Annotated in this window: 2 protein-coding genes; both read left to right on the top strand. The window is 63.0% G+C overall.

Annotated features, from left to right (window positions below):
* Nucleotides 1–112 precede the first annotated feature (112 nt).
* Nucleotides 113–11086, top strand: coding sequence for an amino acid adenylation domain-containing protein (locus ACSQ87_RS22835; RefSeq protein WP_436274439.1), 10974 nt, complete (start codon nt 113–115; stop codon nt 11084–11086).
* Nucleotides 11086–22848, top strand: coding sequence for a non-ribosomal peptide synthase/polyketide synthase (locus ACSQ87_RS22830; protein ID WP_436274438.1), 11763 nt, complete (start codon nt 11086–11088; stop codon nt 22846–22848). The genes ACSQ87_RS22835 and ACSQ87_RS22830 overlap by 1 nt, the downstream gene beginning before the upstream one ends.

The raw sequence follows: 22848 nt of genomic DNA, 5'->3' as shown, positions 1-22848 counted from the left end.
CATATCCCTCCTCTCTGATACTTGTTCTCATTCGCTAATTTTTCCGGTCTGCATTCGTTTTATAGGGACGACGTGCCTTTGTGCTTCCCGCCACTGATCCGGATGCTAAGAAATGAATGCTGAAGACTCCTTGAAACTTGCTCGCCGGTTTATCGGGTTGCCCCTGGAAAAGCGCCAGATGTTCCTCGCGGCCTTGCAAAAGGAAGGCGTTGATTTCGCCCGATTTCCGATTCCTGCCGGCGTCGAAGCCGAAGATCGCCAGGCGTTGTCATACGCCCAGCAGCGCATGTGGGTTCTCTGGCAGCTGGACCCGCAAAGCGGCGCCTACAACCTGCCGGGCGCGGTGCGACTGACCGGGCACTTGAACCTGTCCGCGCTGGAACAAGCGTTCGCCAGCCTCGTTGAACGTCACGAAACCCTGCGCACGGTGTTCCAGCGCCAGGCCGATGACACTTTGTTACAAGTGCCGGCCAGCGCGCCGCTGGTCATCGATCAGGTGGATTTCAGCGCATTACCGGCCACGGAGCGCGAAAGGTCGGTCGCCCAAGCGGCCGAGCAGCAATCGGTGCTGCCGTTTGATCTGGCAACCGGCCCATTGCTGCGCGTCACCTTGCTCAAACTCGCCGAGCAGGAACACGTCCTCCTATTGACCCTGCACCACATCGTTTCCGACGGCTGGTCGATGAACGTGCTGATCGACGAATTCATCCGCTGCTACGACGCCTTTGAGGCGGGCGCACAACCGCAACTCACGCCATTGCCGATCCAGTACAGCGACTACTCGTTGTGGCAACGCCGCTGGCTGGAGGCGGGCGAACAAGCGCGTCAACTCGACTACTGGCAGGCGCAGCTGGGCGACGAGCACCCGGTTTTGGAACTGCCCACCGATCATCCGCGCCCGGCGATGCCGAGCTATCGCGGCACCCGTTACGAGTTCGCCGTCGACGCTCAGTTGGCCGAGCAACTGCGAGCGACGGCGCAGAAGCACAACATCACCCTGTTCATGCTGTTGCTCGGCGCCTTCAACGCGCTGCTGCACCGCTACACCGGGCAGACCGACATCCGCGTCGGCGTGCCAATCGCCAACCGTAATCGCGCCGAGATCGAAGGCCTGATCGGCTTCTTCGTCAACACCCAGGTGCTGCGCACCCAGCTCGACGGCCAGACCCGTGTCGGCGACTTGCTGCGTGCCATCAAGGAAGCCGCCCTCGGTGCCCAGGCCCATCAGGACTTGCCGTTCGAGCGCCTGGTCGAGGCGCTCAAACTGGAACGCAGCCTCAGCCACACGCCGCTGTTCCAGGTGATGTACAACCACCAGCCGCAAGTCGCGGATATTTCTACGGTCAGCACCGCGTCCGGCCTGGCGCTGGGCGTGATCGAGTGGGAAGGGCGCACCACTCAATTCGATCTGACCCTCGACACCTATGAAAAGGGCGGCAAGCTGCACGCCGCGCTGACCTACGCCAACGACCTGTTCGACGCGGCGACCATCGCGCGCATGGCGCAACACTGGACGCATTTGTTGCAGGGCATGGTCAGTGATTCGCAGCAGCGCATCAGTGATTTGCCGCTGCTTGAGAACGCCGAATATCAACGCATCGTGCATGACTGGAATCGCGCTGACGAAAGCTTCCCGCAGGACCTGTGCATTCATGAGCTGATCAGCCAGCAAGTCGTCGCGAACCCGAATGCATTGGCGGTGACCTTTGCCACGGAGCAGCTGACTTACGCCGAGCTCGACCATCAGGCCAATCGTCTGGCTAACAAGCTGATCGAGCTGGGCGTGGGGCCGGAAGTCCGGGTCGGCGTGGCGATGCAACGTTCCAACAACCTGTTGGTGGCGCTGCTGGCGGTACTCAAGGCGGGCGGCGCTTATGTGCCGCTGGACCCGGATTACCCGGCCGAACGCGTTGCCTACATGCTCGAAGACAGCCGCGCGCTGGTGCTTCTTACTGAACAGGCTGTCGCCGCAACATTAAACGTGCCGGCTGATACGCAAGTGTTGCTGATGAACGCTAGGGCGTGGGCCGCTTACCCAAGCAATGCGCCGGTGACCCGCGTCACACCAGACAACCTCGCCTACGTGATCTACACCTCCGGCTCCACCGGCAAACCCAAAGGCGTGGCCATCGCCCACCGCAATGTGCTGGCACTGATCGACTGGTCGAAATCGGTCTACAGCCGCGAAGACATTCAAGGGGTTTTGGCCTCGACGTCGGTGTGCTTCGACCTGTCGGTGTGGGAACTATTTGTCACCCTGGCCAACGGCGGCTCGGTGATCATCGCCCGCAATGCCCTGGAATTGCCGCAGCTGCCGGCCCGGGATCAGGTGCGCCTGATCAACACCGTGCCGTCGGCGATCAATGCGTTGCAGCGCGACGGGCAGATCCCGCCGAGCGTACGCATCATCAACCTCGCCGGCGAGCCGTTGAAGCAGAGCCTGGTGGAGGCGTTGTATCAGCAGTCGACCGTCGAGCATGTCTACGATTTGTACGGTCCGTCGGAAGACACCACCTATTCGACCTGGACCCGCCGCGAGGCTGCTGGCCGCGCAAACATTGGCCGGCCACTCAAGCACACCGCCAGCTACTTGCTGGACGCCGAACTGCAACCGGTGCCGCAAGGCGTGTCCGCCGAGCTGTACCTGGCTGGCGCCGGCATCACCCGTGGTTACCTGGCGCGTCCGGGCATGACCGCCGAAAAATACGTGCCGAATCCGTTCTCCAGCAACGGCGAACGCCTGTACCGCACCGGCGATCTGACCCGTTATCAGGCCGACGGCACGTTGCAATACGTCGGTCGCATCGACCATCAGGTCAAGGTGCGTGGCTTCCGTATCGAACTCGGTGAAATCGAAGCGCGGCTGTTGCAGCAAGAGGCCGTGCGTGAATTGGCGGTGCTGGCGCAAGACGGCGTCAACGGCCAGCAACTGGTCGCGTACATCGTGCCGACCGATCCATCGCTACTGGACGACATCGACGCTCAAGCGACCCAGCGTGAAACCTTGAAAGCCGCGCTGCGACAACATCTGCCGGACTACATGGTCCCGGCGTTCCTGCTGTTCCTCGAACAGCTGCCACTGACCCCAAACGGCAAACTCGACCGCAAGGCCTTGCCAGCGATTGACGGCTCGCAGCAACAACGCGAACACGTCGCGCCGCGCACTGCGATGGAAAAATCCCTGGCCGCGATTTGGCAGGACGTGTTGGCGATCGAAAACGTCGGTCTGGAAGACAACTTCTTCGAACTGGGCGGCGACTCCATCGTTTCCATGCAGGTGGTCAGCCGTGCGCGTCAGGCCGGGATCGTGTTGAGCCCCAAAGACCTGTTCCAGCACCAGACCATCCGCAGCCTGGCCCAGGCCGCTCGCAGCGGCGAGCAGCCGCTGGTCGAACAAGGTCCAGCGGTTGGCGCGGTGGCGTTGGCTCCGGTGCAACAGTGGTTCTTCGAGCAAGCGATCCCTGAGCGTCAGCACTGGAACCAGTCGCTGCTGCTGGTGCCGCGCGAGGCGTTGAACATCGAGGCGCTGGATCGCGCTCTTGAGCAATTGCTGACGCATCACGACAGCTTGCGTCTGCGCTACGAACAGACCGAAAACAGCTGGCAGCAGGCTTACGCCGCGCCGACCACTGAATCAGTGTTGTGGCAGCGTCAGGCGCAATCGCTCGTAGAACTCAACGCTCTGTGCGACGAAGCCCAACGCAGTCTCGATTTGCAAAATGGCCCGCTGATGCGCGCGCTGCTGGTTGCGATGGCCGACGGTACCGAGCGTTTGCTGCTGGTCATTCATCACCTGGCGGTGGACGGTGTTTCCTGGCGCGTGTTGCTTGAAGACCTTCAGCAGTTCTATAGCGGCGGTAATATGTCGCTGGCGAAAACCAGCACCTATCAACGCTGGGTCGCCCGTCTGCAAGCTCATCTGCCAGTCTTTGAAAACAGCCTCGGACACTGGCAGACCCAACTGAAAAACGCGCCGAGCGATCTGCCATGCGATCGCCCAACCGGCGCACTGGAAAACCGCTTCGAACAAAAACTCGAACTCAAACTCGACGCCGAGCAAACCCGAAAACTGCTGCAACAGGCTCCGGCGGCGTATCGCACCCAGGTCAACGACCTGCTGCTGACCGCGCTGGCGAGGGCGGTTTGCCGCTGGAGCGGGCAGGGCAGCACGCTGATTCAGCTTGAGGGCCATGGCCGCGAAGACCTGTTCGATGACATCGACCTGACCCGCACCGTCGGTTGGTTCACCAGCCTGTTCCCGGTCAATCTGATGCCGTCCAGCGATCTCGGCGCGTCGATCAAATCCATCAAGGAACAACTGCGTGCCGTGCCGGACAAAGGCCTCGGCTATGGCGCGCTGCGCTACCTCGGCACATCGGCGATCCGCGCCGAATTGGCGGCATTGCCGCAACCGCGTATCACCTTCAACTATCTGGGGCAGTTCGACCGTCAGTTCGACGATGCGGCGATGTTTGTGCCGTCCACTGAAGGCAACGGTATCGCGCAAGATCCATCGGCACCGCTGGGCAACTGGCTGACGGTCGAAGGCCAGGTCTACGGCGGTGAGTTGTCGCTGAGCTGGGGTTTCAGCCGCGAGATGTTCGACACCGCGACGATTCAGCGTCTGGCGGACGATTACGCGCTGGAACTCAACGCGTTGATCGACCACTGCTGTGCCATTGGAGCGCCGCAAGCCACACCGTCGGACTTCCCGCTGGCGCGCATCAGTCAGGCGCAGCTCGATGGATTGCCAGTGGCGGTCGCGACACTTGAAGACCTCTATCCACTGTCGCCGATGCAGCAGGGCATGCTGTTCCACACCCTCTACGAACCCGAAGTCGGCGCCTACATCAGTCAGTTGCGCCTGGACATTCAGGGCCTCGACCCTCAGCGTTTTGCCGACGCCTGGCAAACCGCGCTGGAGCGTCATGACATTCTGCGCAGCAGTTTCCTCTGGCAAGGCCTCGACACCGCGCATCAGGCGATTGTCCGCCACGTCGCGTTGCCGCTTGAACTGCTTGAAGCGACCGACACCGATGCGCTGGCCGACGCCGAACGTGCCCTGGGTTTCGAACTGGGCAGCGCGCCGCTTTTCCGCTTGAAGCTTGTCCGCACGGGCGTCAATGACTGGCACCTGATCTACACCAGCCACCATATTTTGATGGACGGCTGGAGCAACGCGCAGTTGCTGGCCGAAGTGATCCAGCACTACACCGCCGGGCAGTCGCTACCGGCACCGACCGGGCAGTACCGCGATTATCTGGGCTGGTTGCAGCAGCAATCGGCCGTCGCTGGCGAGCAGTTCTGGAAAGCGGCATTGGCACCGCTGGAAGCCCCTACGTTACTGGCCGAAGCCTTGCGGCCGCCGGTGGGCGCCGAGGGCAGCGAGGAATACCGCATCCCCCTCGACAGCCGCGCGACCCAGCGTCTGGCCGAGTTCGCCCGTCAGCAGAAGGTCACCCTCAACACCGTGCTGCAAGCGGCCTGGAGCCTGTTGCTGCAACGCTACACCGGCCAGGATTGCGTGGTGTTCGGCGCCACCGTGGCCGGGCGTTCTGCTCCGCTGCCGGGCATCGAAGAGCAGCTCGGCCTGTTCATCAACACGCTGCCGCTGGTGTGCGCGATGAAGCCGGATCAAACCGTCAGCCAATGGCTGGGTGAGTTGCAAGGGTTGAACCTGGCCATGCGCGAGTTCGAGCATGTGCCGCTTTACGACATTCAGGGCTGGGCGGGGCAGCAGGGTTCGGCGCTGTTCGACAGCCTGCTGGTGTTCGAAAACTTTCCGGTGGCGGAGGCGCTGAAACAGGGTGCACCGGCCGGGTTGTCGTTCGGCAACTTGCACAACCATGAGCGCACGCACTATCCGCTGACCCTGGGCATCGAACTGGGCGAAGGCCTTAGCCTGGACTTCAGCTACGACGCGGCGCGATTCAGTGCGGCGCAGGTCGCTGAGTTGTCGGCCAATCTGCAGCATCTGCTGACGCAACTGGTGGCGCAGCCGGACGCGGCATTGGGCGCGCTGGAACTGCTCGATGTTGATGGCAAAGCCGCGGTACTCGCGGTCAGCCAACCGGCCGCGGTTCAGTTATCCACAACGCTTTTGGTACACGAACAAATCGCCGCTCAGGCCGCCGCCACCCCGGACGCGATGGCATTGCAGGTCGATGGTCAGACCTTGAGCTACGGCCAATTGAACGCGCAGGCCAACCGACTGGCCCATCGCTTGATCGAAAACGGTGCCGGCCCCGGCAAGCGCGTCGGCCTGGCGCTGAACCGTGGTCCGCAACTGATCGTCAGCCTGCTGGCGGTGCTCAAAACCGGCGCGGCGTACGTTCCGCTGGACCCGAAATACCCGGCTGAACGCCTGGCCTACATGATCGACGACAGCCGCCTCGACGTGCTGCTGTGCGAGTCCGGTCTGCTGGAAAATGTGCCAGGCGTGCGACGTCTCCGCCTCGAAGATAACGCCGACTACTCCGACAGCAATCCGCCAAACCACGCGCTCGCCGAAGATCTGGCGTACGTCATCTACACCTCCGGCTCCACCGGCCAACCCAAAGGCGTGGCCATCGCCCATGCCGCGCTGCGCGAGTTCTGCCAGACCGCTGCCGACTATTCGCTGCTGTCGGCGTCGGACCGCGTGTTGCAGTTCGCGACCTTCAGTTTCGATGGCTTCGTCGAGCAGTGCTTCCCGGCGCTGTGCGTCGGTGCGGCGTTGATCATGCGCGGCGATGATGTGTGGGATGCCGGCCGCCTCGCTGCCGAAATCGTCCAGCAAGGCGTGACCGTGGCGGATTTGCCGGCGGCTTACTGGTACTTGCTGGCCCGCGAATGCGCGAGCGGTGTGGTGCGCAATCTCGGTGAGTTGCGCCAGGTTCACGTCGGCGGCGAAGCGATGTCGGTCGAAGGTCTGCGTTTATGGCATCAGGCTGGTTTGAGCCATGTGCGTTTGCTCAATACCTACGGCCCGACCGAGGCGACCGTGGTGTCCAGCGTTCACGAATGCCGTCTCGAAGATGCCAACGATGCGTTCGGCATTCCGATTGGTCGTGCTATCGCCGGTCGCGCGCTGTATGTACTGGACGCGGCGGGTCAATTGCTGCCCAACGGTGGCGTCGGCGAACTGTGCATCGGCGCGCCGGCAAGCCTCGCTCAGAGCTACTTCGACCGCCCGGCGCTGACCGCCGAACGCTTCCTGCCGGACCCATTCGCCCGTGAGCCGGGCGCGCGGCTGTACCGCAGCGGCGATCTGGCGCGCTACAACGCTGACGGGAATCTGGAATACGTCGGCCGCATCGACCATCAAGTGAAGATCCGCGGTTTCCGCATTGAAATGGGCGAGATCGAAGCCTGCCTGCAAGCTCGTGAGGAGGTGCGCGAAGCGGCGGTTATCGCTCAGGACGGTTCGCAACTGGTGGCGTATGTCGTGGCCAACGGCGCGGTGGTTTCAGAGACGAAATATCTGGAAGGCCTAAAAGCAGTTTTGCGTCAGTCGCTGCCGGAATACATGGTGCCAAGCCACCTGATTCTGCTGGCCAAATTGCCGCTCAACAACAACGGCAAACTCGACCGCAAAGCCTTGCCGCGTGCTGAAGCTGGCGATGCACAACGTGACTTCGTGGCCCCGGCCCAAGGGCTTGAAACGCAACTTGCGCTGATCTGGCAGGAAGTGTTGCAGGTCGAACGCGTGGGCCGCGACGACAACTTCTTCGAGTTGGGCGGACACTCGTTGCTGGTGCTTCAGGTGATCTCTCGCGTACGTCAGCAGTTGCAGCTTGAACTGTCGGTGAGCAGCCTGTTCTCCGCCGCGAATCTGGCGGAATTTTCCGAACGTGCAGCACTGGCGAACGTCAGCGGCCAACCGGTGCTGCAACGTGCAGCGGTCGATCAGCCACAAATTCTGTCGTACGCCCAACAACGCCAATGGATTCTCTGGCAACTGGACCCACAAAGTTCGGCCTACAACATTCCAGCCGCGCTACGCCTGAAGGGCTCGCTGAATCGCGAAGCCCTGCGCGAAGCCTTCACTCAACTGCAGACCCGTCACCAAACCCTGCGCACAACCTTTGAGCAGGACGGCCAGCAGGCGCGTCCGGTGCTGCACGACAACCTGGCGCTGCAACTGGAACACCGCACGCTCGATCAGTCGTTGATCGACAATGCCGTCGCCGAAGAAATCGCCCGTCCGTTCGACCTGCGCAACGGCCCGCTATGGCGCGTGTTGCTGCTGCAAGTGAACACTCACGAACATGTGCTGGTGCTCACCGTGCACCACATCGCTGCCGATGGCTGGTCGATGCAGGTCATGGTCGATGAATTCAGCGCGCTGTATCAGGCGGTCGTCGAAGGCAAGGCTGCGAACCTGTCGAGCCTGCCGGTGAACTACAGCGACTACGCCCGCTGGCAGCGTGACTGGCTGGAGGCCGGGGAGGGTGCACGCCAACTGGCGTGGTGGCGCGAGCAACTGGATGGCAGCCAGGCACCACTGGCATTGCCGAGCGAACTGACCCGTCCGGCCCGTCGCACCGAGCGCGGCGCCAGTCTGGTATTGAACGTTGACCGCGAGTTGCTGGCGGGTTTGCGTCACCGTGCCCAGGAACAACAGGTGACGTTGTTCATGCTGTTGCTGGCCAGCTTCCAGACCTTGCTGCATCGCCAGAGCGGGCAGTCGAGCATCAGCGTCGGCGTACCGAGTGCGGGTCGTTCGCGCCTGGAAACCGAAGGCCTGATCGGCTTCTTCATCAACACTCAGGTGCTGCGTGCCGAGATCGATGGGCAGCAGTCCTTCAGCACTTTGCTGCAACAGGTTAAACAGGTTGCATTGGGCGCGCAGGCTAATCAGGACTTGCCGTTCGAGCAGTTGGTCGACGCCTTGCAGCCTGACCGCAGCCTCAATCACAGCCCATTGTTCCAGGTGCTCTACAACCATCAACAGCAGTTGGGCGCGAGCGTCGAGCGTCGCGTCGCCGACTTGCAGGTCGAGCGTCTGCACTGGCAGCAACACACCACGCAATTCGATCTGGTACTCGACACTCATGAGCAGGGCGAAGAACTCGATGCCAGTCTGACTTACGCCACTGACCTGTACGACGAGGCGTCGATGAACCGCCTCGCCGAGCAGTGGCTGAACCTGCTGCGAGCGGTGGTCGCCGATCCGCAGCAGCGCGTCGCCGAACTGCCGTTGCTGCAAGCCTCGCAACGCGATGCGCTGATCCAGCATTGGAATCCGATGTTCCAGGCACAACCGCCGTCGCCAACCCTGCACCACTTGTTCGAAGCCCAGGCTGCCGAGCGACCGAACGCAATCGCACTGGTCTACGAAGGCGAGCAACTGAGCTACGCTGCGCTCAACGCTCAGGCCAACCGACTGGCGCGCAAACTGCGCGAGCAGGGTGTCGGCCCAGAGGTGCGCGTCGGCATCGCCACCGAACGGGCGATGTCGCTGGTGGTTGGCTTGCTGGCGATTCTCAAGGCCGGCGGCGCCTATGTGCCGCTCGATCCGCAATACCCGGCCGAGCGCCTGAGCTACATGATCGAAGACAGCGGCATCACGTTGCTGCTGACCCAACAACACTTGATCGACGGTTTACCGGCCCGCGACGGCGTGCAGGTGCTGAGCCTGGAGTCGTTGCAACTGGATGTCTTCAGCGCCGATAACTTGCCAGCGCTGGTCTCCCCAGAAAACCTCGCTTATGTGATCTACACCTCCGGTTCCACCGGCCGGCCGAAGGGCGCATTGCTCAGCCACGGCAACGTCGGGCGTCTGCTCAGCGCCACCGCTGCCGAGTTCAACTTCGGCCCGGACGATGTCTGGACGCTGTTCCATTCCTACGCCTTCGATTTCTCGGTGTGGGAGCTGTTTGGCTCGCTGTGCACCGGCGGGCGTCTGGTGATCGTGCCGTATTACATCAGCCGCGAGCCGCAAGAGTTTCATCGCTTGCTCTGTGATGAAGGCGTGACGGTGTTGAACCAGACCCCGACCGCGTTCCGCCAGTTGTTGCCGATTGCCTGCGCCAGCGAACGAAACCTGGCGTTGCGTCAGGTGATTTTCGGCGGCGAAGCGTTGGAAGTCGCGAGCCTGCGTCCATGGTTCGAGCGCTTCGGCGACCAACAGCCAACCCTGGTCAACATGTACGGCATCACCGAAACCACGGTGCACGTGACCTACCGTGCGATCCGCCTGGCCGACCTCGACGGCAAGGCCCAAAGCCCGATTGGCCTGCCGATCCGCGACCTGCGCTGGTACCTGCTCGACAGCCAGTTGCAACCGGTGCCGGTGGGCGTGGCGGGCGAGTTGTACATCGCCGGCGCTGGTCTGGCGCGTGGTTACCACGGGCGTTTCGGCCTCACCGCCGAGCGTTTCGTGCCGAGCCCATTCGACGCGTCGCAGCGCCTCTATCGCAGCGGCGACCTGGCGCGGCAGCGTGCCGATGGCAGCATCGATTACCTCGGCCGGATCGACCAGCAAGTGAAGATCCGTGGTTTCCGCATCGAACTGGGTGAAATCGAAGCCGCGCTGCTGGCCCAACCGGGCGTGCGCCAAGCGGTGTTGAGCGTGCATGCCGGCGACGGAGGTCCGCAACTGTGCGCCTACGTGGTAGCCGAGCACACTCCGCATGACCCGATCGCCTGGCGCGACAACCTGCGCGCCGCGCTCAAGGTCGATCTGCCGGATTACATGGTGCCGAGCCACTGGTTGTTGCTGGACGCCTTGCCGCTGACCGGCAACGGCAAGCTCGACCGCAAGGCCCTGCCGGTGCCCGATGCCGAGGAATGGCAACGCCCATTCGAAGCCCCCGAAGGCAATCTCGAACGGCAACTGGCCGACATCTGGGCCAGCGTGCTGGGCGTGGCGCAGATCGGCCGGCGCGACAATTTCTTTGAACTGGGCGGGCATTCGTTGCTCGCCGCCCAGGCCAGTGCCCGCGTGGAACTGGAACTGGGCATCGAGCTGCCGCTGCGTGCGCTGTTCGAATCCACCGACCTTCAGGCTTATGCCGCCATGGCCGGGCAACACGCCCCGGCTGACAACGATGCACGTCTTGATGCGCTTGAGTCGCTTCTCGACGAGATGGAGATCAACTGATGGAACACACCACTGCCCAGCGTATCGCCACCCGCTTCGCCGGCCTGCCTGCCGACAAGCGCCGCGAGTTTCTGACACGCATGCAAGAGCAGGGCGTGAGTTTTGGCCAACTGCCGATTCCGCCCGCTGCCGAGCCGCAAACGACGTTCGAACTGTCGTACGCGCAACAGCGCCAGTGGTTCCTCTGGCAGCTTGATCCGCAGAGTTCCGCTTACAACATTCCCGCCGCGCTGCGTTTGCACGGGCCGCTGAATGTCGCGGCGTTGCAGCAGAGTTTCGACGTGCTGCTGGAGCGGCATCAGAGCCTGCGCAGCCGTTTCGTCGAAGACGACGGTCAGGTGGTGCAGACGCTGGCCGGGTTCACCTCGCTGCCGATTGAACAGATCGACCTGCGCGATGAACCTCTGGAACAGCGTCTCGATCTGGCCATGAAAGCGGTCGATCAGGACATCGCCCGGCCGTTCGATCTTCAGCACGGTCCGCTGTTGCGGGTCAGCCTGTTGCAGCTCGACGCCGAAGACCATGTGCTGTTGCTGACCCTGCACCACATCGTCACCGATGGCTGGTCGATGGGCGTGTTGGTGGAGGAGTTTTCCCGGCTCTACGCCGCGCATTGCCAAGGGCAGAATGCAGCGCTGGAAGCGTTGCCGATCCAGTACTCCGACTACGCCCTGTGGCAACGTCGCTGGATGGAAGCGGGGGAGCTGGAGCGTCAACTCAACTGGTGGCGCGAGACCCTGGGCAGCGAACAGCCGCTGCTGGAATTGCCGACTGATCGCCCACGCCCGGCGCAGCCGAGCCAGCGCGGCGCGCGTCTGGATTTCGCCCTCGATGCGACCTTGGCCAGCGGTCTGATGAGCCTGGCCAAACAGCGCGGCGTCACGCCGTTCATGCTGTTGCTGGCGAGCTTCCAGGCCTTGCTCTATCGCTACAGCGGTCAGTCCGACCTGCGGGTCGGCGTGCCGATTGCCAACCGCAATCGCGCGGAAACCCGTGGCCTGATCGGCTTCTTCGTCAACACCCAGGTGATGCGTGCTGAACTGGACGGACGTCTGCCCTTCAGCCAATTGCTCGACCAGACCCGCGCCGCGTCGCTGGATGCCCAGGATTATCAGGACTTGCCGTTCGAGCGTCTGGTGCAGGCGCTGCAAGGTGAACGCAGCCTGAGCCACAGCCCGTTGTTCCAGGTGATGTTCAACCATCAGCAAGCCAAACCGGCGGCGGTCAGCGGTTTGCTCGCCGGCCTGCGCGTCGAAGCGCTGAACGCCACGGCGCACACCACGCAGTTCGATCTGCAACTGGACACGCAGGAAGAGGGCGACAAGCTGTTCGCCAGCCTGACCTACGCCACCGATCTGTTCGACGCCGAGCGCATCGAGCATTTAGCGCGTCACTGGCGCAATTTGTTGGCCGGTATGCTGGCGAACCCGCAATGCCCGCTTGCCGAGCTGCCGTTGCTGGATGCCGACGAGCGCCAGTGCATCCTCGATGACCTGAACGACACGGCTCAAAGCTATCCGGGCGAAGTCTACGTGCAGCGCCATTTCGAAGAACGTGTGGCTGAAAACGGTGACGCGACAGCGCTGGTATTCCAGGGCCAGAGTCTGAGTTACGCCGAACTGAACCTGCGTGCCAACCGTCTGGCCCATCACTTGCGTGCCCAGGGCGTTGGCCCTGAAGTGCTGGTGGGGATTGCCTGCGACCGCTCGTTTGAAATGGTCGTCGGCCTGTTGGCCATTCTCAAGGCCGGTGGCGCGTATGTGCCGCTGGACCCGGAATACCCGATTGATCGCCTGAGCTACATGATCGAGGACAGCAGCATTTCGCTGTTGCTGACTCAGGAACATCTGCTGGCGCAACTGCCGACCCCGGACAACGTGCGCACCTTGTGCCTGCACGCCGAGGCTGACTGGCTGAGCGATCTGCCGGGCACCGACCTGCCCAACCTGGCCATCGCAGAAAACCTCGCCTACGTGATTTACACCTCCGGTTCCACCGGCAAACCGAAAGGCGCGGGTAACCGCCATGTGGCGCTGCACAACCGTCTGGAGTGGATGCAGCAAGCTTACAACTTGCGGCCTACGGACCGCGTGCTGCAAAAAACGCCGTTCAGTTTCGACGTGTCGGTGTGGGAGTTTTTCTGGCCGCTGATGAAGGGCGCCACACTTGTGATCGCCGCACCGGGCGAGCATCGCGATCCACAACGCCTCGCCGCGTTGATCGTCGAACAGGCGATCACCACGCTGCACTTCGTGCCGTCGATGCTCTCTGCATTCATCAGTGCCGACGAGGCGCTGGCCTGCACCTCGCTGCAACGGATCATTTGCAGCGGTGAAGCGCTGCCGATGGAACTGCAACGCCAGACGCTGCGCAGCCTGCCGCAAGCCAATCTCTACAACCTGTATGGCCCGACCGAAGCGGCCATCGACGTGACCCACTGGACCTGCGTGGAGGAGGGCCGTGACAGCGTGCCGATCGGCCGCCCGATCGCCAATCTGCGCACCTGCATCCTCGACAGCGAACTGCAACCGTTGCCGCTGGGCGCGGTGGGCGAGTTGTACCTGGGCGGCGTCGGTCTGGCGCGCGGTTACCACCGTCGTGGCGCGCTGACTGCGGAACGTTTCGTGGTCGACCCGTTCGGCAGCGGCGAGCGCCTGTACCGCACCGGTGACCTGGCGCGTTATCGCGCGGATGGCGCCATCGACTACTGCGGGCGTATCGACCACCAAGTGAAGATTCGCGGTTTGCGCATCGAACTGGGCGAAATCGAAGCGCGTCTGCAAGAACATGCGGACGTGCAGGAAGCCGTGGTACTGGCCCTCGACGGCCCGAGCGGCAAGCAACTGGTTGCGTACATCGTGCCGCAAGATCGAGCCTTGGTCAGCGCCGATGCCGAGCAGCAAGGCGCGTGGCGCGAAACCCTGAAAAGCCATTTGCTGGCGAGCCTGCCGGATTACATGGTGCCGGCGCAGACCGTGCTGATCGAGCAAATGCCGCTGAGCCCCAACGGCAAACTCGACCGTAAACGCCTGCCCGCGCCCACCGCGCAAGTCAGTCAGCGCGCGTTCGAAGCGCCACGCAGCGAGCATGAACAGGTGCTGGCGCAGATCTGGCAGGACGTGTTGGGCGTGGAGCAGGTCGGGCGTCAGGACAACTTCTTTGAACTGGGCGGCGACTCGATCATTTCGATCCAAGTGGTCAGCCGTGCCCGTCGTGCGGGTCTGAGCCTGCAACCGCGTGACTTGTTCCAGCAGCAAACCTTGCAAGCGCTGGCCGCCGTGGTCAAAGAGCAGGCGGCACCGCTGGCGCAACAAGGGCCGGTGGACGGTGTGCAAATACTCACGCCGATCCAGCGCTGGTTCTTCGACGAGCCAATTCCGCAACGCGCGCACTGGAACCAGGCAGTGCTGCTGGTGCCGCGCGAAACCCTCGAATTGCCACGCCTGCAAGCCGCGCTGCAACGTCTGCTCAAGCAACATGACGCGCTGCGTTTGCGCTTCAGTCAGGTCGATGGCCAATGGTCGGCGCGGTATGTCGGGGCCGATAGCTGCGATGTGATCGACATGCTCTGGACCGCCCGCGTGGCCAGCGATGCGTCGCTGGAGTCGGTGTGCGATGAAGCTCAACGCAGCCTCAGCCTGCAAGACGGTCCGCTGCTGCGCGTCGCGTTGATCGCTCAGGCCGATGGCTCGCAGCGGTTGCTGGTGGTGATCCACCACTTGGCGGTGGACGGTGTGTCCTGGCGGGTGTTGCTGGAAGATTTGCAGGCCGCTTACCAAGGGCAAGAACTGCCGCCGAAGACCAGCGCCTTCCAGGCCTGGGCCGACAAGCTTGACGCATACGCACGTTCCGAAACCGCTGCCGGCGAACTGAACTGGTGGCAGGCGCAACTGAGCGTGGCGAATGATTCGCTACCAGCCACCAATGCCCAAGCCAGTCAGGCCGGGCATCTGCGCCAAGGCGTCAGTATCGGCCTGGACCGCGAACAGACCCGCCAGTTGCTGCAACAGGCGCCAGCGATCTACCGCACTCAAGTCAACGACCTGCTGCTGACCGCACTGGCCCGCACCCTCAGCCGCTGGACCGGTGACGCCTCGGCGCTGATTCAGCTCGAAGGCCATGGCCGCGAAGAGCTGTTCGACGACATCGACCTGACCCGCACCGTCGGCTGGTTCTCCAGCCTGTTCCCGGTGCGCTTGACGCCGACCGCCGACCTTTCGGGTTCGATCAAGGCGATCAAGCAGCAACTGCGCGAGATTCCCGGCAAAGGCATGGGCTACGGCCTGTTGCGCTACATGGGCGATGCCGCGACCCAAGCGGCACTGGCCGCGTTGCCGCAAGCACGCGTGACCTTCAACTACCTCGGCCAGTTCGACCAGAGTTTTGCCGAGGACGCGCTGTTCACCCCGGCTAGCGAATCCAGCGGTGCCGCGCAATCCACCGATGCACCGTTGCCTAACTGGCTGTCGGTGGATGGCCAGGTGTATGGCGGCGAACTGAAGCTGGATTGGACCTTCAGCCGCGAATGCTTCGACCTGTGCGAGATCGAAGCGCTGGCGGCGGATTTCCGAAGTGAGTTGCTGGCGCTGATCGCCCATTGCCTGAGCGATGGCGCGGGCGGCGTGACCCCAGCGGACTTCCCGTTGGCGCGTTTGACTCAAGCGCAACTCGATGGTCTGCCAGTGCCTCCGGCGCAAATCGAAGACCTGTACCCGCTGTCGCCGATGCAGGCCGGTTTGTTGTTCCACAGCTTGTACGAATCCGACTCCGGCGCCTACGTGAACCAGCTCAGCGTCGAAGCCCGTGGCCTCGATGCCGAACGGCTCGGCCGCGCGTGGCAAGCGGTGCTCGACACCCATCCGATCCTGCGCAGCAGTTTCCACTTCCCTGACGGTTTCGAAGTGCCGGTGCAGTTGGTGCATCGTCATCTGCAATTGCCGATGACCTGCCTCGATTGGCGCGGCCGCAATGATCAGGCCGAAGCGCTGTTGCAACTGATCGACAGCGAACGTCTGCAACTCGATTCGACCCGCGCGCCGTTGATGCGTTTGACGCTGGTGCGACTGGACGATGAGCGTCAGCAACTGATCTACACCCACCATCACTTGCTGCTCGATGGCTGGAGCAACTCGCTGCTGTTGAGCGAAGTCCTGCAGCGTTATGCCGGGCAAGACGTGCAGGCGCCGATTGGGCGTTTTGCCGATTACATTGGCTGGCTGCAACGTCAGGATGCGCAGGCTGACGAACTGTTCTGGCGCGAGCAACTGGCGACCCTCGACAACCCGACCCTGTTGGCCCAGAGCCTGGCCCATGGCGACAGTAAAAACCTGTCGACGGCGGAATTTGCCGATCATCGCCAGACCTTCGATGTCGCCACCAGCAAACGCTTCAGCGACTTTGCCCGTCAGCAAAAGGTCACCCTCAACACCTTGGTCCAAGGTGCCTGGGCACTGCTGCTGCAACGTTACAGCGGTCAACGCAGCGTCGCGTTCGGCGCGACCGTGGCGGGGCGGCCGGTGGACTTGCCGGGTGCTGAAAGTCAGCTGGGCCTGTTCATCAACACCTTGCCGGTGATCAGCAGCCCGGACGCGGTTGAAAGCGTCGGCCAGTGGCTGACCCGCTTGCAGGCGCAGAACCTGGAATTGCGTGAGCATGAATTCACCGCCCTCGGCGACATTCAGCGCTGGGCCGGGCGTGCCGGAGAGCCGCTGTTCGACAGCCTGCTGGTGTTCGAAAACTTCCCGGTCGCCGAGGCGCTGCAACAGGGTGCGCCGGCCGGTTTGAGCTTCTCGATCCCGCAGAACCATGAGCGCACTAACTTCCCGCTGACGCTGGCGGCCACTGCCGAAAGCCAGCTCAGCCTGAACTGGAGCTACCAGTGCGCTCACTTCAGCAGTGAGGCGATTGCCCGCATGAGCGAGCATTTGGCCGCGTTGCTGGCAGCGATGGTCGCCGCGCCACAGGCTGCATTGAGTGAACTGGATCTGCTGACCGCGCCGGAACGTGCGCAACAGTTAGTGGAGTGGAACCCCGCGTTCACCGCGACGGAAAACCCGCTCTGCGTGCATCAGTTGATCGAGGCCCAGGCCGTTGCTCGCCCGGACGCCACGGCGCTGATCTTCAACGATCTGGAATTGAGCTTCGACCAGCTCAACCGCCGCGCCAACCAATTGGCCCATCGCTTGCGCGCACTGGGCATCGGCCCGGAAGTGCGGGTCGGCCTCGCGATGCAGCGTTCGCCGGAAATGATCATTGGCCTGCTGGCGATCCTCAAGGCCGGCGGCGCTTACGTGCCGCTGGACCCGGCGTACCCGGCCGAGCGCCTGCGTTATCTGATGGAAGACAGCGGCATTTCGCTGCTGATCAGCCAATCGTGGCAGCGGGAAAAACTGCCGTTGCCGGAAGGCCTGTCGGTCTTGGAGGTCGACTGCGAGCCGCTGGAGCACATGTCGGAAAGCAACCCGGTCAACCTCACCTGCGGCGAAAACCTCGCGTACCTGATTTACACCTCGGGCTCCACTGGCCGGCCGAAAGGCGTCAGCGTGGCCCACGGTCCGTTGGCCATGCATTGCCTGTCGATCGGCGAGTTGTACGGCATGACGCCGGACGATCGCGAGCTGCAATTCGCTTCGATCAGCTTCGACGGCGCTCACGAGCGCTGGCTGACGCCGCTGGTGTTCGGTTCGGCCGTAATGCCCCGCGACGACGAGTTGTGGAGTGTGGAGCGCACCTGCGCCGAGATCGAAAAGCACGGCATTACCATCGCCTGCTTCACCCCGACCTATCTGGGGCAGATCGCCGAATTCATGGGCGAAGCGGGGCGCGATTTGCCGATCCGCTCCTACACCCCGTGCGGTGAAGGCATGGCCAAACACGCCTTTGATGAGGTCCAGCAGGTGCTGCAACCCAAGCGCCTGATCAACGGCTACGGCCCGACCGAAACGGTGATCACGCCGTTGATCTGGCTGGCGTATCCGGATACCGAATTCGACTCGGCATTCATGCCGATTGGCCGGCCGGTCGGCAACCGCAGCGCCTATATTCTGGACGGCGGCTTGCAGCCGTTGCCGGTTGGCGTGGCGGGCGAGTTGTACCTGGGCGGCGAGGGCGTCGCGCGTGGTTACCATCAACGTCCGGACTTGACGGCTGAACGCTTTGTGCCGGATCCGTTCGTGCCGGGCGCGCGTTTGTATCGCAGTGGCGACCTCGCGCGGTTCCGCGCTGACGGTGTCGTCGAGTACCTCGGCCGCATTGACCAGCAAGTGAAGATTCGCGGGTTCCGTATCGAGCTCGGCGAAATCGAAGCCTGCCTGCTCGAACACGAAGGCGTGCGTGAAGCGTTCGTGATCGATCGCGAAGGCCCGGTGAGCCGCCAGTTGGTTGGCTACGTGGTGCCGCGCGATCCACTCACCGACGAGCACGATTTGCGTGAAGCGCTGACCCTGCACCTGCGCAGCCGTCTGCCGGCGCACATGCTGCCGGCGCATTTGATGTGCCTGGCCGCGTTGCCGCTGACGCCGAACGGCAAGCTTGATCGCCAGGGCCTGCCAGCGCCGGAAGCAACCCGGCAGAACCACGATCAAGTCGCCGCTGCGTCGCCGGCCGAAACATTGCTGGTGGAGATCTGGCAGGAACTGCTGGGGCTGGAGTCGGTGGGCGTCACCGAGAACTTCTTCGAGCTGGGCGGTGACTCGATCATTTCCCTGCAAGCAGTGAGTCGTGCCGGGCAGCGCGGGCTGGTGTTCAGTCCGAAGCAACTGTTCGAGCAGCAAACCATTCGGGCACTTGCTGCGGTGGCGACCAGCCGTGAAGCGGCGTTGGTTGAAGCGCCGAAAGTCCCGGCTTTTGCGCTGGTGCCGCACATCGACATCGCCGCCCGCGAAGGTCTGCAAGACCTGTATCCGCTGTCGCCGATGCAGCAAGGCATGCTGTTCCATTGCCTCGATTCGCCGGAGCTGAACCCCTATGTCAATCAGTTGAGCGTGGCGGTGGACGGCTTGCAGGTGCCGCGTTTCCGCGCCGCTTGGCAAACCCTGGTGGAACGTCATGAAGTGCTGCGCGCGGCGTTCCGTTGGCGCGATGGTCTGGCCGATCCGCTGCAAGCGGTGTTCGCCGACGTTGAGCTGCCGATCGAAGAACTCGACTGGCGTGACCGCACCGACACTGAGCAGGCGCTGGGCGAACTGGCGGCTGCGGAACAGGCCAAGGGCTTCGACCTGAGCTGCCCGCCGTTGATGCGTTTCATCCTGGTTCGCCTGGGTGATGACCGTTACCAGATGATCTGGATCTACCATCACCTGTTGCTGGACGGCTGGAGTGCTTCGCGTCTGCTGGGCGACATGCTGCGCCTGTACCACAACGACAGCCTGCCGACCCTGACCGGTCGCTACGCCGACTACATCGCCTGGCTGCAACGCCAGGACGGTGCGCAGGCGGAAGGGTTCTGGCGCGAACGGCTGGCGTTGCTCGAAGCGCCGACCATTCTGGCCAAGGCTTCGGGTGCCACAGGTTCCGGCCACGGCGTGATGTACAGCAACCTCGATGCCGAAGCGACGCGCAAACTGCACAGCTTCGCCAAGCGTCAGCGCGTGACGTTGAACACGCTGGTGCAAGGCGCATGGCTGCTGCTGTTGCAACGTCACAGCGGCCAACGCAGTGTCGCGTTCGGCGCCACGGTGGCGGGGCGTCCGACCGGACTGGCCGGCGCGCAGGACATGCTCGGCCTGTTCATCAATACCTTGCCGGTGATCCAGACCCTCGATCCGCAACAGCCGCTGGGCGAGTGGTTGCGCGACTTGCAGGATTACAACCTGATGGTGCGCGACTACGAGCACACGCCGTTGTCCGACATTCAGCGCTGGGCCGGGCAGGGTGGCCAAGGCTTGTTCGACAGCATCATCGTGTTCGAAAACCATCCGGTGGACCGCGCCTTGAAAGGGGGCGAGGAAGGTGAACTGCGCTTTGCCGAGGTCGGCAGCGGCGGGGTCACCAACTTCCCGATGGACTTGATGGTCAGCGCCAACGAAGAAGGTCTGGAGGTCGAATACCTGTTCCTGCGTGATCGCTTCAGTGAAGTGGAAGTAGAGCGGATTCGTGCGCAGCTTGAAGGTTTGCTGCGTGCGTTGCCGGAAGATGCCACGTGCCTGCTCGGTAACATTGGCTTGCCTGAGGCGCGTTTGAGTCTGCCGCAGGTGTCCGACGACAACGCCGATTTGCTGCAAGCATTCAATCAGCATGTATGCACGCAACCGCAGAAAGTCGCCTTGATCTGCGAGGATCGGGAAGTCAGTTATGCACAGCTTGAGGCTCAGGCCAATGGTCTGGCGCAGCAACTGATTGGTCGTGGCATCGGACCGGAAAGTCTGGTGGCGGTGGCGCTGCCGCGTTCCGAACGCACCATCGTCGCATTCCTTGCGGTGTTGAAAGCAGGGGCGGCTTATTTGCCTTTGGACCTGGCGTACCCCGCCGAGCGACTGGCTTATATGTTGAGCGATTCGGCCGCCAGCCTGTTGCTCTGCGACAGTGATCTGGGCGAACGACTGACGCTGGCCGACAGCCCGCCACGTCTGTTGCTCGATCAGCTGGTCGTTGCTGGCAGTACCGAGTGCCCGGTTGCCAATCCGCTTCCGGGGCACCTCGCGTACCTGATTTACACCTCCGGTTCCACCGGCCAACCGAAAGGCGTGGCCGTGGCGCGTGGTCCGATTGCCCGGCATTGCCGCGGCATTATCGAGCTCTACGAACTGGCACCACGCAGCCGCGAACTGCACTTCATGTCGTTCGCTTTCGACGGTGCTCAAGAGCGTTGGCTGAGTGTGCTGTTGGCCGGCGGCAGTCTGGTGATTCGTGATGACAGTTTGTGGACGCCGGAGCAAACCCTGGAAGTGTTGCATCGTCATGGCGTCACGGTTGCCTGCTTCCCGCCGGCGTACCTGCAACAGATGGCCGAAGTCGCCGAACGCCTGGGCAATCCGCCGGCGGTCGAGGTGTATTGCTTTGGCGGTGATGCGGTGCCGGAGGCCAGTTTCGAGCAGGTCAAACGGGCTCTGCGTCCGCAGCGTCTGGTCAACGGTTACGGCCCGACCGAAACCGTGGTCACGCCGCTGTTGTGGCGTGCCGAGGTCAGCGAAACCTGCGATGCGGCGTATGCGCCGATTGGTCGTGGTGTGGCCGGGCGTGGCTTGTATGTGCTGGATGCCGACCTCAATCCGTTGCCGGTCGGTGTCAGCGGCGAGTTGTACCTGGGCGGCGAATGCCTGGCGCGCGGTTATCACCAGCGTCCCGGTATGAGCGCCGAGCGTTTCATCCCCGATCCGTTCGAGGCCGGTGGCCGCATGTACCGCACCGGCGACCTGGTGCGCCAGCGCGAGTGCGGGTTGATCGACTACCTGGGGCGTCTCGACCAGCAAGTGAAGATTCGTGGTTTCCGTATCGAACTGGGCGAAATCGAAGCGCGTCTGCGTGATTGCGCCGGGGTGCAGGATGCCGCCGTGGTGGTGCATGACACGCCGACCGGCAAGCAATTGGTGGGTTATGTGGTGGCGGTCGGTGCTGTTGGGCTGGATCGTCGACTCAAGGCTGAACTGCAAGCACAACTGCCGGACTACATGGTGCCGGCGCGAATCATGGTGCTGGAGCGTTTCCCGCTGTCGGCCAACGGCAAGCTCGACCGTCGCGCACTGCCTACGCCGGAATGGGCGCTCGGCGGTTATCGCGCACCACGCAACGCACTGGAAACGGCGCTGACGGCGATCTGGCAAGAGGTGCTCGGCGTGCCGCAAGTGGGCATCGACGACAATTTCTTCGAACTCGGCGGCGACTCGTTGCAGGTGCTCAAAGTCATTTCGCGGGTGCGCAGTCAGCCAAAATTGGGCTTCGAATTGAAACTGCGCGACTTGATGCAGAAGCCGTGCATCGCCGAACTCAGCGGCTATCAGGCTGCCGAGCCGGCGTCTGCACCGGACCCGTTGCTGGCGCTGAATGCGCGGATCCCGAACGTGCCGGCGCTGTTCTGCCTGCACGCCGGTTTCGGCACGGTGTTCGACTACGAACCGCTGGCCCGTCGACTGGAAGGCCGGCGCACGGTGTATGGCCTGCAATGTCGGATGCTGCTTGACCCGCTGTGGCAGGACGAGTCGCTGCTGGCCATGGCGCAAGCCTATGCGCAACGGATTCGCAGTCAGCAGGCCAAGGGCCCGTATTACTTGCTGGGTTGGTCATTGGGCGGGGCGTTGACGCAACTGGTCGCTCACGAACTGGAAACCCAGGGTGAAACGGTCGCGTTTGCCGGGCTGGTCGACAGTTACGTAGCGGGCACCGCAGACGCGGGGGACTGGCGCGAGGACTTGGGCGACTTCCTGAAGTTTGTGCTCGGTCTGCCGGCCGATGAGGCTCAGGCATTGATTGCGCTGAAAGCCGCTGATTTGAATGAGCGTGAGGGTTCCACGGCGGTGATCGAGGCGGCCATGCACGGCTCCAATGAGCAAGCGGCGTTGGGCGCGGGGGAACTCACGCAGATCTTCGCCACTGGCTCACGCCTCAAGCAATTGGCGCTGGCGCATCGGCAACTGCCGGCGATTCAGGTCACGGCTCATCGCTGGTGGGTGGCCGAACGCGACGATGAACGTCGGGTGTTTGAGTCTCAGGTCGGTAGCCACGGCGTTGATCGCTTGTTGGCGGGCGGGCATTACGAGTTGCTGCGCGGTGATGAGTTGCTCGACGAGCTTGAAGACCTGTTGGAACACCGTTTGGCCATCGCTTGA

This window comes from Pseudomonas sp. LjRoot277 (genome assembly GCF_964253845.1).
Lineage (GTDB): Bacteria > Pseudomonadota > Gammaproteobacteria > Pseudomonadales > Pseudomonadaceae > Aquipseudomonas.
Note: the sequence above shows the minus strand (reverse complement) of the source record. Positions and strands in the feature narration are given on the sequence as shown.